Origin of the sequence: Klebsiella sp. D-Nf1 (assembly GCF_002810515.1) — a bacterium.
GTDB classification, from domain to species: domain Bacteria; phylum Pseudomonadota; class Gammaproteobacteria; order Enterobacterales; family Enterobacteriaceae; genus Klebsiella; species Klebsiella variicola.
This window is the reverse complement of sequence record NZ_PIOK01000006.1, coordinates 117135-130059: the sequence shown is the minus strand read 5'-3', so window position 1 is coordinate 130059 and position 12925 is coordinate 117135. Positions and strand designations below refer to the sequence as shown.

Below are 12925 nucleotides of genomic sequence, written 5' to 3'. Positions count from 1 at the left end.
CTAACGTCCTGATGACCGGAACAAAGTAAAGTTAACCTGCTGCCACCTATTGTTTCTGTTTCGCTGAGATTTGTCATCATCCGCCGACAAAGTTTTACCCATTTCGCTATGGCTGTTATGCTTTCGCACGCTTTTCTCTTGATGTTTATCACCCAAAAAGGAACAAAGATGGCAACCCCAACTTTTGACACTATCGAAGCGCAGGCAAGTTACGGTATCGGCTTGCAGGTTGGACAACAGCTGAGCGAATCCGGCCTGCAGGGGCTGCTGCCGGAAGCGCTGGTGGCGGGTATCGCTGATGCGCTGGAAGGTAACCAGCCGCAGGTGCCGGTAGAAGCCGTTCACCGTGCGCTGCGTGAAATCCACGAGCGTGCTGACGCCGTACGCCGCGAACGTTTCCAGGCTATGGCCGCCGACGGCCAGAAATACCTCGATGAAAACCGCGAGAAAGAGGGGGTGAACAGCACCGAATCTGGTCTGCAGTTCCGCGTACTGACCCAGGGCGAAGGCCCGATCCCGGCACGTACCGACCGCGTACGCGTGCACTACACCGGCAAACTGATCGACGGCACCGTCTTCGACAGCTCCGTCGCCCGTGGTGAGCCAGCTGAATTCCCGGTGACCGGCGTAATTGGCGGCTGGATTGAAGCGCTGACCTTGATGCCGGTCGGTTCTAAATGGGAACTGACGATCCCGCACAACCTGGCCTACGGCGAACGCGGCGCTGGCGCGTCGATTCCTCCGTTCAGCACCCTGATCTTCGAAGTTGAACTGCTGGATATTATCTAAACAGCAGAGGCTTCCTCTTCCCCTGAGGTGGGGGAAGCCGCAAAAATAGCGTAAAATCCTTAAGTTAAAAATTAATTAGAATTATGTTTTGCATTCATCGCATATGGGTGTATTTTTGTGAGCTATTTCGCGGTGGATGAGTGATATAACACTCACTTTAAACATAAAATTAACATTATATCTAAATCATAGTATTCATCCCTCCGATTCTTACCTAATATCGACTAGCCCTTGCTGGGGTTAATGACAGACGACGGGCCATCAGAGCCTGAACAACACAGACAGGTACAACAGGAAGAAATCACATGGTAGATCAGGTTAAAGTCGCTGCTATTGAGCAGGAGCCGACTGAACAATCGCTACGGCGAAATCTCACAAACCGACATATTCAGCTGATTGCGATTGGCGGGGCGATCGGCACTGGGTTATTTATGGGTTCTGGCAAAACTATCAGTCTTGCCGGGCCATCTATTATTTTTGTTTATATGATTATCGGTTTTATGCTGTTTTTCGTTATGCGAGCCATGGGCGAATTACTGCTGTCGAACCTCGAATATAAATCCTTCAGCGATTTTGCGGCCGATCTGCTGGGGCCGTGGGCGGGCTACTTTACCGGCTGGACCTATTGGTTCTGTTGGGTCGTCACCGGAATGGCGGACGTAGTGGCGATCACCGCCTACGCGCAGTTCTGGTTTCCCGGACTCTCCGACTGGGTTGCGTCGCTGGCGGTGATCCTGCTGCTGCTGGGCCTGAACCTTGCCACCGTCAAAATGTTTGGCGAAATGGAGTTCTGGTTCGCGATGATCAAAATCGTCGCCATCGTGGCGCTGATTGTCGTCGGCCTGGTGATGGTCATGATGCATTTCAAATCGCCTACCGGCGTCGAAGCCTCTTTCGCCCATCTGTGGAATGACGGCGGTTGGTTCCCGAAAGGGCTGAGCGGCTTCTTTGCTGGCTTCCAGATAGCGGTGTTCGCCTTCGTGGGGATTGAGCTGGTCGGTACCACCGCCGCCGAAACCAAAGACCCGGAGAAATCCCTGCCGCGGGCGATTAACTCCATCCCGCTGCGTATCATTATGTTCTACGTCTTCGCGCTGATTGTGATTATGTCGGTGACGCCGTGGAGCTCCGTGGTGCCGAGCAAGAGCCCGTTCGTTGAGCTGTTCGTGCTGGTCGGCCTGCCGGCGGCGGCGAGCCTGATTAACTTTGTGGTGCTGACTTCCGCAGCCTCCTCGGCCAACAGCGGCGTGTTCTCTACCAGCCGTATGTTGTTCGGTCTGGCGCAGGATGGTCAGGCGCCGAAGATGTTCGCCAAGCTGTCGAAGCGTGCGGTGCCGGCGAAGGGTTTAACCTTCTCCTGCATGTGCCTGCTGGGCGGTGTGGTCATGCTGATGGTCAACCCGAGCGTGATTGCCGCGTTCACCATGATCACCACGGTGTCGGCGATCCTGTTTATGTTCGTCTGGACGATTATCCTCTGCTCTTATCTGGTCTACCGTAAACAGCGCCCGCAGCTGCACGAGAAGTCCAAATATAAGATGCCGCTGGGCAAATTCATGTGCTGGGTGTGTATGGCCTTCTTCGTCTTCGTACTGGTGCTGTTGACCCTGGAAGATGATACCCGTGAAGCGCTGATGGTCACCCCGCTGTGGTTTGTTCTGCTGGGCGCGGGCTGGCTGTTTGCCGGCAAAAAACGTCTGGCGAAATAAACGAAAATGTTAACGTTGCTTGCAACGGCCCGTCATAAAAAAGGCCACCCGGGGTGGCCAAAAAGACGGACAATGTCGAGGGCGCCTGCGGGCGCCTTTTTCTTTACTTTCCGGCGAGGGCACGCGGGAACAGCACGTTATTTTCCAGACTGATGTGCTCCATCAGATCGTCAATCATCTCGTTGATACCGTTATACATCGCCTTCCAGGTGGTGCACGCTTCCGGCGGCGGCGTCACGTTATGGGTGATGTGCTTAATGACTTCCAGCAGTTCACCCGCTTCGTCATGCTCACTTTCCATCACGCTGATCGGGCCCCCGGCCTGGGCACCCATCCCCTGTTTGATCATCGGGAACAGGATCTGCTCCTCTTTCATCATGTGGCTGGAGAGTTCCTGATGCAGCATGGTCAGGTATTTGGTCAGCCCTTTCGGCACGTTCGGTTTATCGGCATGCACACGTTCAACCTTCGTCGCCTGCAGGATCAGCTCCGGCAGCTGTTCGCGGTGCCGGTCGTGATAGCGAACGATGATATGGTCGATGATCTCCGCGAGGGGCGCTGCGCGCCAGTCGCGGGAGAGAGGCTGCTCGGCCAGTTTCGCCAGCTCGGCTTCAATCACCGCGACATCCAGCGCTTTACGCGATGCAGCGCGCGCCAGCGTCTGTTTGCCACCGCAGCAGTAATCCATATCGTATTGACGGAACAGGGCGGAGGCGCGCGGGATGGTCAGCGCCAGCTCGCCTAAAGGTTGGTCACGGAAAGCCATAGCAGTTACCTCGTCATCAGAAATATAAGATGCATTTTAAATGCACCTTTGTGGCGAGGGAATACCCCTTAAGGAGGCCTGGCTACTTTTTTTCGTCCGTCAGCGGCTGCAACATCGGTTTTTCCGGTCTGGCGCGTACGGCGGAGACCACGCCGAGCACCAGCAGCAGGATCCCACTCAGGGTTAACAGCGGCGGTAAACTTTGCCGCAGCAGAAAGGTATACAGGAGCCCGGCCAGGGTTTCGAAGACAATCAGCGGCCCGAGGATCACCGTCGGCAGCCGCTGGCTGGCAATATTCCAGCACAGCGCGCCAACCCACGAACAGAGCACCGCGATGGCCAGCATCAGCGTAATGAACACCGCCGGGCGCGGGCCGAAGGGCAGGGGAAACCCGGCGTGCTGACCGTGCAGCCAGGCGCAGGCGGCGAGATAGCCGACCAGCGAAACCGGAAGCGTCACCAGCGCCTGAGCGGTAGCCCACATCATTGGCGGTTGATGCGGGTTTTCCCGCAGCCAGCGAGCGTTGCGCAGCGCATACCAGGCCCAGCAGACCACCGATCCCAGCGCCAGCGCGATGCCGGATCCGTAGCGCCACGGGCTAAAATCAGGCAGCCCCTGGCGCAGTTCTGCGACGTTAACGCAGATCAGGCCCACGGCGATGCAGACCAGCGCCGGAAACAGACGCCGCCACGGTAGCTTACCGTCACGCTGGCTGTAGAGCAGATTGGCGAACACCGGCAGTACCACCGGCAGCGTGCCGATAATCATGGTGGAGATCGGCGCCCCGGTGCGCTGAATAGCACTGGCCAGGCAGACGTAATAGATAAGATTCCCCATCATCGTCAGGCCCAGCGCAGTCCACCAGTCGTTCCGGCTCAACTGGCGCAAACGCGCGCGCCCGAGCCACGCCAGCGGCAGGGCGATCAGGCCCAGCGCCAGATAGCGTCCCATCGACTGCAGCGTCGCCGGATATTCTGGCACCAGCAAAGGCCCGACAAAGATTAATCCCCACATCAGCCCCGCCAGCAGGGCGTACAACACACCACTAATCATCATTGCATCCGTTGTCATCACAGTTGTCTGCAGTGTAGAAGGGGGCCGGGCAGGAATATTGTATGAGATTGCGCATTAGCGCCTGGCGACCTGCTTCTGATAGCGCACCGGCGTAATACCGTAACGCAGGGTGAAGGCGCGGGTCAGGTGGGACTGGTCGGTGAGGCCGACGGCTATCGCCACTTCGGCGGCGGGCATACCGTGGGTGAGAAATGCCTTGGCGCGCCACAGACGGATGGCCATCAGCATCTGATGGGGCGTCACGTGATAGTGGGCTTTAAACTGGCGCTGAAAGTGGTACGGGCTAAGCGCCGCCACCTGCGCCAGCTCGTCGAGGGTGATGGGGCGCATATAGTTATCGTGCAGGTAGTCGCGCACGCGGTCGAAGCGATGCCCGGCCTCACCCTGCGCAGAGGCATGGTGGGCCAGAGGGCGGAAGGCGTCGATGAGGTCGAGCAGCAGTCCCTGCTGGGCCAGCGGATCGTCGCTATGCCACAGGCCATAAATCAGCTGGCCAATCTGTCGGGAACGTAGAGGATCCTCGCGAACCACCTCGCTGAACCACCAGTCGCGCACCCCGGTGATGGCTTCCAGACGGTCCGGCTCCAGATAAATCATCCGGTAGCGCCAGCCGTCGGCGGTTTCCGCTTCGCCGGTGTGCAGCTCGTCGGGATTCATGGTGACAATGGCGTTTGCGGCGGCGATATGCTGGCTGCCGCGGTAGCGAAAGCGCTCAGCGCCTTGCTCAATCACGCCGATGCCGAAGGCTTCGTGGGTATGGGGTTCAAAGGCGTAGCGGGAGATATGGGCGTGGTAAAGCTCCACCCCGGGCAGCTGTTCGAGATGGCGAAAGCGCGCGCGATCTTTTTCATCACTAAATTGGGGTGGTACGCCCTGCATGCCTGCCTCCCGACGGTTATCCCTTCAATATGAGAGAGGAACCGCCGGGACGCAACCGCAAAAGCTGAGAGGGGCGGTTACAGAATGCCTTTCACGCTTTCGGCAAGGGAGGTGGTCGGACGGCCGATCAGCGTACTCAGGGTGCGGCTGTCGTCAAACAGCCCGCCTTTCGACGCGCCGACGTCGGAATCCGCCAGCATATCCGCCAGACCCGCTGGCAGACCAACGCTTTTCAGCGCGGCGGCGAAATCAGCTTCGCTGAGGTTCTGGTAGACCACGTTTTTCCCGCTTTGCGTGCTCAGCTCGGCAGCCAGCTCGCTCAGCGTCCAGGCGTTATCACCCGCCAGTTCGTAAATTTTCCCTTCATGGCCTTCACCGGCGATAACGCGGGCGGCAGCGGTGGCATAATCCGCGCGGGTGGCGGAGGCAATTTTACCCTCGCCAGCGGCGCCGATAAACACGCCATGCTCCAGCGCCGGCGGCGCGCTGGCCAGATAGTTTTCGGTATACCAGCCATTGCGCAGCAGGGCGTAAGCGATACCAGAGTCGGCCAGCATCTGCTCGGTTTCAATGTGTTCACCGGCCAGGCCCAGCGGCGAGGTGTCGGCGTGCAGCAGGCTGGTGTAGGCGATAAATTTCACCCCAGCGGCTTTGGCGGCGTTGATGACGTTGCGATGCTGAACGGCGCGCTGACCGACTTCGCTGGAGGAGATTAACAGCAGTTTATCCACGCCCTGCAGCGCGGCGGTTAGCGCCGCTTCATCGCCGTACTCGGCCTGGCGGACGACAACGCCCTGCTGGCTGAGCGCCTGGGCTTTTGCCGGGTTGCGGACAATCGCCACAATCTGGCTGGCAGGAACGGTTTTTAACAGGTCTTGCAGAACGTAGTGGCCAAGCTGGCCGGTGGCACCGGTAAGGGCGATCATGGGTCTTCTCCTTCGTGTTTATTGGCAGTTGTGGTAAGCTAACACCTTAACTAACTTTTAGTAAGTACGTACAAAAAGGTAAGTGTGAAAATGGCCGAACCGACGCTGAGCGAGAAACTGCGCAACGGCAACCTGTTTGCGGAACAGTGCCCGTCACGCGATGTGCTTAAACATGTCACCAGTCGCTGGGGCGTGTTGATTCTGGTGGCGCTGCGCGAGGGGACCCATCGCTTCAGCGATCTGCGCCGCAAAATGGGTGGGGTCAGCGAAAAGATGCTGGCGCAGTCGCTGCAGTCGCTGGAGCAGGATGGTTTTATCGACCGCGTCTCTTATCCGGTGGTACCGCCACACGTTGAATATAGCCTGACGCCGCTCGGCCTGCAGGTGAGCGAGAAGGTGGCGGCGCTGGCGGACTGGATCGAGAGCAATCTGCCTGCGGTGCTGGCTAACCATGGGGAGTGACAATGTATCACTCCCTGTAGCCCCGCCACCGGGGAGATGTTCCCGGATAGCGGCTGGCGCCTTATCCGAGCTACCCGTCAGCTCCGGTTTGTAGCCCCGGAAAGCGCAGCGCCACCGGGGAGATGTACCCGGATAGCGGCTGGCGCCTTATCCGGGCTACCCGTCAGCTCCGGTTTGTAGCCCCGGTAAGCACAGCGCCACCGGGGAGATATTCCCGGATAGCGGCTGGCGCCTTATCCGGGCTACCCGTCAGCCCCGGTTTGTAGCCCCGGTAAGCGCAGCGGCACCGGGGAGATGTACCCGGATAGCGGCTGGCGCCTTATCCGGGCTACCCGTCAGCACCGGTTTGTAGCCCCGGAAAGCGCAGCGCCACCGGGGGGATATTCCCGGATAGCGGCTGGCGCCTTATCCGGGCTACCCGTCAGCTCCGGTTTGTAGCCCCGGTAAGCACAGCGCCACCGGGGAGATGTACCCGGATAGCGGCTGGCGCCTTATCCGGGCTACCCGTCAGCTCCGGTTTGTAGCCCCGGAAAGCGCAGCGCCACCGGGGGGGGATATTCCCGGATAGCGGCTGGCGCCTTATCCGGGCTACCCGTCAGCACCGGTTTGTAGCCCCGGTAAGCGCAGCGCCACCGGGGAACAGGCATTACTTGCTCAAATCCAGCTGATAAATGGCGAAGCCGATATCATCGGTGGCCACCTGGCGCATTGGATACTGCGCTTTCTCTTTGATAAACGCCGCGGCTTTGTCGCCTGGCGAGGTCTCAAAACGAATATCCAGCGGCGTGTTGCTGTGGATCGGCGCCAGACGCCAGTTGTTATCCGCCGCCGGATGGATCGCGCCATCCTTTTTCGATTGCGCGCCTATCCACGCCGCCAGCACTGAACGGTTTTCATCCGGTGAGGCAAAGGCGATATGACTCTCACCGGTGCCGGCGAATTTGCCGCCGTAAGCGCGATAGTTATTGGTCGCGACCAGGAAAATGGCCTGCGGATCGATGGGTTTACCGTTAAAGGTCAGGTCTTTAATGCGCTCTGACTGCGGGTGAATCATCTGGCATTCGCCGTCGTAGCGGGCCGGCTGGGTGACGTCAATCTGGTAGTCCACCCCGTCAATCACGTCAAAGTTATAGGTGCGGAAGCCGTCCCAGTTGATCAGCGACTGGGGCTTGCTGCTGGCGGGATCGATCTGGTTAAACTGTCCGGCGGAGCATTCCAGCCACTCCTTAACCTCTTTCCCGCTGACCTTCATCACCACCAGGGTGTTGGGGTAGAGATAGAGGTCGGCGGCATTGCGGAAGGTGAGCTGGCCTTTCTCCACTTCGACAAAGCTCGCTGGATCGTTTTTACGCCCGCCGACTTTAAACGGCGCGGCGGCAGAGAGCACCGGTAGCTTCGCCAGGTCCGGGTCGCCCTGAATGTAGTGTTCGACGTAGGCCTTTTGCGCCATGTTGACCACCTGCACCGTCGGATCGTCCTGCACCAGCGCCAGGTAGCTGTACATGTTGTCGGTGGACTTGCCGATCGGTTTACTGACGAATTCGCGGGTGGCGTCATGATCGGCTTTCAGCACCGCGACCAGCTTGCCATCTTCCGCCGCCAGCGATTTCTTCGCCACCGCGTCATAGATTGGCCGCGCTTCCGCTTTACTTTGCGTTACCTGCCATTTGCCGCTGTCGTTGTTCAGCATCAGATCGACGACCCCGAGATGGTCACCCCACATCCCTGGCATCACTGCCGGTACGCCGTTCAGCGTCCCTTTGGCGATATCCGCGCCTTTAATCGTGGCGAAGTCTTTGCCTGGGAACACCGCATGGGCGTGGCCGAACATAATGGCGTCAACGCCGGGCACCTGGCTTAAGTAGTAGACCGAGTTCTCGGCCATCGCCTGATACGGGTCGGCGGAGAGGCCGGAGTGCGCGACCACCACCACCACATCAGCGCCTTTCGCGCGCATCTCCGGGATGTATTTGCGCGCGGTTTCGGTAATATCGTTGACCGTCACCTTGCCTCTAAGATTGGCTTTATCCCAGGTCATGATCTGCGGTGGCACAAAGCCGATATAGCCGATGCGCAGGGTGTGGGATTGACCGTCGCTGTCCACGACCCGGGTATCCTGAATCAGGTATGGGGTGAACATCGGTTTGCCGGTTTTGGCATCGATGATATTGGCGTTCACGTAGGGGAATTTCGCCCCGGCCAGCGCCTTGTGCAGGAAGTCGAGACCGTAGTTGAATTCATGGTTGCCCAGGTTGCCGACGGCGTAATTCAGAGTGTTCATCGCCTTATACACCGGATGCACATCACCCTCTTTGAGCCCTTTTGCCGCCATATAGTCGCCCAGTGGACTACCCTGAATAACATCGCCGTTATCTACCAGCACGCTATTTTTCGCTTCTGCCCGCGCCTGTTCGATCAGGCTGGCGGTGCGCACCAGACCGAATTTCTCCGTGGCGGCATCTTTGTAATAGTCAAAGTCCATCATATTGCTGTGCAGATCGGTGGTTTCCATGATCCGCAGATCGACCGTCGCGGCGTTGACGCTGGCGGCGATCAGCGTGGCCAGGAGCGTTGCGCTAAACTTAATCATCAGAGGCGTCCTTTTTTTATGAGCAATAGCACAGAAGAAAATGTATTTATATTCTGTTGCTTACAGAAATGTGAATCTTGCCAGAAAAGCGGGCAGAGAAACCGCCATCGTTATCACAGATAGCGGAACTCGCAGTGATGCGATATAAATAAAACAACGAGTTAACGCCACTGTAACCAGACGAGGTGGAGAATGTTAGAACAAGTATGTCAGCTTGCACGGAACGCGGGCGATGCCATCATGGAAGTCTACGATGGAAACCAGCCGATTAACGTGGCCAGCAAGAAAGATGATTCTCCGGTCACGGCGGCGGATATCGCAGCGCACAACGTCATCATCAGCGGTCTGCAAGCGCTGGATCCTGACACCCCGGTTCTCTCCGAAGAGGACCCGCCAGCGTGGGAGGTACGCCAGCACTGGCAGCGCTACTGGCTGGTCGACCCGCTGGACGGTACCAAAGAATTTATTAAGCGTAACGGCGAATTCACCGTCAATATCGCGCTGATTGAAAACGGCAAGCCGACGCTGGGCGTCGTCTATGCGCCGGTGATGAAGGTGATGTACAGCGCGGAAAAAGGCAAAGCGTGGAAAGAAGAGTGCGGCGTGCGCAAGCAGATCCAGGTCCGCGATGCCCGTCCGCCGCTGGTGGTCATCAGCCGCTCTCACGGTAACGATCCGGAGCTGCAGGAGTACCTTGAGCAACTGGGCGAGCATCAAACCACTTCTATCGGATCTTCGCTGAAGTTCTGCCTGGTGGCGGAAGGTCAGGCCCAGCTCTATCCGCGCTTCGGGCCGACCAGCACCTGGGACACCGCCGCCGGCCACGCGGTCGCGGTGGCCGCCGGGGCGCATGTTCACGACTGGCAGGGCAAAACCCTCGATTACACGCCGCGTGAATCCTTCCTCAACCCCGGCTTCCGGGTCTCTATTTATTAAGCAGCTTATGCAGCAGGTCGATCACCTGCTGCACCTCCTGCTGGGTCAGCGCACCGTCTTTGGCCCACTGCACGCGCCCATCCTTATCCAGCACCACGATCGCCGAGCTCTTCTCGTCCAGCTGCCAGGCTTTACGCGCCAGCCCATTGCTGTCGACAATAAACTGCGACCACGGGAAGAGCTTTTTATTACTCTCAATGCTGCTGCGCACGAACATGCCGGTGCCCGGAATGGCATCGTCGGTGTTGACGATAGTGGTGGTCTGGTAGCGATCGTGCGGGAAGCCTGCCGCTTTAATCGCTTCGATCAGGTTGGCATTTTTCTCTTTTGCTGACGAGCGTCCGGCGATGTGCTGGATGACTCGCACTTTGCCCACCAGCTGCGAGCTATTCCAGTTTTTATAGCTAAACTGATCATTATCCAGGATGAGTTCTCCCCGATCCGCGACGCCGACCGGCGCCACACGCTGGCCGTCGACGAAGTTATGCGCTGTGGCCAGCAGCGGGAGAAGGAGTAACGAGGCGGCCAGTATGCTACGTAGGGTCATGCGCAATCCTTAATCATTTTTATGCAGGTGATCCGACCACTTGGTCTCGTTTAATCATAAGTGCGATTGGCGGCGATTACCCGCAATGAGGATGCCAGTTTGTGTGATGACGCACAAATCAGTAGAAAAACGGCGACTTATACTTACTTCATCGTATGTCCGAAACGAAAATTCTGAATTATTGTCATCAAACGGTAAATAAACTTATACACACTGGGTCCCTCTGAGATTCTGGACTATAGTTTTAGGGCATTAAAATTTGCGCTCCCGATACGTGGGCTAACTGTGGCACCACAGGAGCGTAACCCTGGCAGGAGAGAACAATGAAAATTTTCCAACGCTACAATCCGCTGCAAGTGGCGAAGTACGTGAAGATCCTGTTTCGTGGACGGTTGTACATCAAGGACGTTGGCGCATTTGAATTTGATAAGGGCAAAATCCTTATCCCGAAGGTAAAGGACAAGCTGCATCTGTCAGTGATGTCCGAAGTCAATCGTCAGGTGTTGCGTCTGCAAACTGAGATGGCATAACCTGAAACGTAGCAGTACGTAGTAGGTAAAAGACGGCTCCCGATGGGAGCCGTTGATGTTTTCAGCCCTTGCTTTCCGTATATATGTTTACGAAACAAGCGGGAGAACCAGACCGGATCGCTGTCGCCCACCGATAACGCAATTTTGTTAAGCGGGTGCGAGGACGTCACATTCGGGCAATAAAAAGGGCGGATAGTCATCCGCCCTGAAAATAGAAAAAGGGTTACGCTCAGGCGTTCTGGCTTTCCGCCGCTTCGGCCTGCTTGGGCACCAGCACCGTTGGCTTGTTATCGATACGGGTCACCAGCAGCTGGTCGATCCGGTAGTTATCGATATCCACGACCTCGAACTTATACCCGGAGAACTTCACCGCGTCGGTACGTTTGGGGATTTTACGCAGCATAAACATCATAAAGCCGCCGATGGTCTCGTAGTTCCCGGACTGCGGGAACTCGTCGATATCCAGCACACGCATCACGTCATCAATAGGCGTACCGCCATCGATCAGCCACGAGTTTTCATCACGGGCGACGATCTGCTCTTCCAGCCCCTGGCCGACGAGGTCGCCCATCAGGGTGGTCATCACGTCGTTCAGCGTGATAATGCCGACCACCAGCGCATATTCATTCATGATCACCGCGAAGTCTTCCCCGGCGGCTTTGAAGCTTTCCAGCGCTTCCGACAGGGTCAGGGTGTCCGGCACGATCAGCGTGTTGCGGATCTGCACGCCGCCGGTCAGCACCAGGCTTTGGTTTGCCAGCACGCGGTTGAGCAGATCTTTTGAATCGACGTAACCGATAATGTGGTCGATATCTTCATTACAGACGAGGAATTTCGAGTGCGGATGTTCGGCCACTTTATTCTTCAGGCTCTGCTCGTCTTCGTGTAAATCAAACCAAATGACGTTTTCGCGCGGGGTCATGGAGGAAGGAACGGTACGGGACTCCAGCTCGAACACGTTCTCAATCAGCTCGTGCTCCTGCTTGCGCAGCACCCCGGCCAGCGCGCCGGCTTCGACGACGGCATAGATATCGTCGGAAGTAATATCGTCTTTACGCACCATCGGCAGTTTGAAGATGCGGAAGATCATGTTGGCCATGCCGTTAAACAACCACACCAGCGGGCGGAAGACTAACAGGCAGAAGCGCATCGGGTTGATGATGCGCAGGGCCACGGTTTCGGGCGCAATCATACCGATGCGTTTCGGAGTCAGGTCAGCAAACAGGATGAACAAGCTGGTGACCAGGGTAAAAGAGATGATGAAGCTCAGCTGCTCGGAGAGCTCCGGCGACATATACCCGCTGAGCAGGCTATAAAAAGCCGGGGAGAAGGCTGCGTCGCCCACGATACCACCAAGAATAGCAACGGCGTTGAGGCCAATCTGCACGACGGTAAAGAAGGTACCTGGGTTCTCCTGCATCTTCAGCACGCGCTGTGCGTTGACGTTGCCTTCATCGGCCAGCAGTTTCAGTTTGATTTTACGTGAGGCGGCCAGTGAGATTTCCGATATCGAAAAAAAGGCACTGACGGCTATCAGACAGAGTATTACTAAAATACTGTTTAACATATCTTTTCTGACCGTAGAGGTCAGATCCTCGGAAGGGAAGTTGATCGAACTATAAGGGAGCTACTTGAACACCCGCCCACAGGCGCGGGCTGGCAATTTCAGAAGGTAGTATAGCGTAACAGTCAGCAAAATCGCCAGAGCATTGATTA

12 protein-coding genes are annotated in these 12925 nt (G+C 57.2%); 5 read left to right on the top strand and 7 right to left on the bottom strand.

Annotation, left to right across the window (positions count from 1 at the left end; genetic code table 11):
• Positions 1–168 precede the first annotated feature (168 nt).
• The gene (fklB, locus tag CWM54_RS21390) at positions 169–789 is read left to right on the top strand and encodes an FKBP-type peptidyl-prolyl cis-trans isomerase (protein WP_002886687.1); all 621 of its coding nucleotides are present in this window, start codon (positions 169–171) and stop codon (positions 787–789) included.
• Between the two features lie 305 nt (positions 790–1094).
• Positions 1095–2498, top strand: coding sequence for a D-serine/D-alanine/glycine transporter (gene cycA / locus CWM54_RS21385; protein ID WP_023323511.1), 1404 nt, complete (start codon positions 1095–1097; stop codon positions 2496–2498).
• 103 nt (positions 2499–2601) lie between these two features.
• Here the strand turns inward: cycA and ytfE are convergent, their stop codons facing one another.
• The 4 genes from ytfE to CWM54_RS21365 form a co-directional block, all read right to left on the bottom strand.
• A complete protein-coding gene (gene ytfE, locus CWM54_RS21380; RefSeq protein WP_061156009.1) occupies positions 2602–3264 on the bottom strand; it encodes an iron-sulfur cluster repair protein YtfE in 663 nt (220 codons plus the stop codon).
• Positions 3265–3346: 82 nt separating this feature from the next.
• Positions 3347–4318, bottom strand: a complete 972-nt coding sequence (locus tag CWM54_RS21375; RefSeq protein WP_165785955.1) for a DMT family transporter — start codon at positions 4316–4318, stop codon at positions 3347–3349.
• A 75-nt stretch (positions 4319–4393) separates the two neighbouring features.
• Positions 4394–5218, bottom strand: coding sequence for an AraC family transcriptional regulator (locus tag CWM54_RS21370; RefSeq protein ID WP_012543102.1), 825 nt, complete (start codon positions 5216–5218; stop codon positions 4394–4396).
• Between the two features lie 77 nt (positions 5219–5295).
• The gene (locus tag CWM54_RS21365; RefSeq protein ID WP_100698422.1) at positions 5296–6144 is read right to left on the bottom strand and encodes an SDR family oxidoreductase; all 849 of its coding nucleotides are present in this window, start codon (positions 6142–6144) and stop codon (positions 5296–5298) included.
• Positions 6145–6234: 90 nt separating this feature from the next.
• On the opposite strand from CWM54_RS21365, the gene CWM54_RS21360 reads away from it, so the two are divergent.
• Positions 6235–6606, top strand: a complete 372-nt coding sequence (locus tag CWM54_RS21360) for a winged helix-turn-helix transcriptional regulator (RefSeq protein ID WP_061156005.1) — start codon at positions 6235–6237, stop codon at positions 6604–6606.
• A 646-nt stretch (positions 6607–7252) separates the two neighbouring features.
• Here the strand turns inward: CWM54_RS21360 and cpdB are convergent.
• Entirely contained in the window at positions 7253–9196 is a 1944-nt protein-coding gene (gene cpdB, locus CWM54_RS21355) for a 2',3'-cyclic-nucleotide 2'-phosphodiesterase (RefSeq protein ID WP_100698420.1), read from the bottom strand.
• 192 nt (positions 9197–9388) lie between these two features.
• On the opposite strand from cpdB, the gene cysQ reads away from it, so the two are divergent.
• Positions 9389–10132: a 3'(2'),5'-bisphosphate nucleotidase CysQ gene (cysQ, locus tag CWM54_RS21350; RefSeq protein ID WP_074387262.1), complete on the top strand. Its 744-nt coding sequence runs from the start codon at positions 9389–9391 to the stop codon at positions 10130–10132.
• On the opposite strand, the gene CWM54_RS21345 is transcribed toward cysQ, so the two are convergent.
• Positions 10122–10679 (bottom strand): YtfJ family protein, encoded by a 558-nt coding sequence (locus CWM54_RS21345; protein WP_074387261.1) that lies wholly within the window; start codon positions 10677–10679, stop codon positions 10122–10124. The genes cysQ and CWM54_RS21345 overlap by 11 nt on opposite strands.
• Before the next feature lie 323 nt (positions 10680–11002).
• Here CWM54_RS21345 and CWM54_RS21340 point away from each other — a divergent pair, with 323 nt between their 5' ends.
• Positions 11003–11209 (top strand): DUF1107 domain-containing protein, encoded by a 207-nt coding sequence (locus CWM54_RS21340; RefSeq protein ID WP_002886707.1) that lies wholly within the window; start codon positions 11003–11005, stop codon positions 11207–11209.
• A gap of 229 nt (positions 11210–11438) precedes the next feature.
• Here the strand turns inward: CWM54_RS21340 and CWM54_RS21330 are convergent, their stop codons facing one another.
• Positions 11439–12776: a hemolysin family protein gene (locus CWM54_RS21330; protein ID WP_061156001.1), complete on the bottom strand. Its 1338-nt coding sequence runs from the start codon at positions 12774–12776 to the stop codon at positions 11439–11441.
• Positions 12777–12925 lie beyond the last annotated feature (149 nt).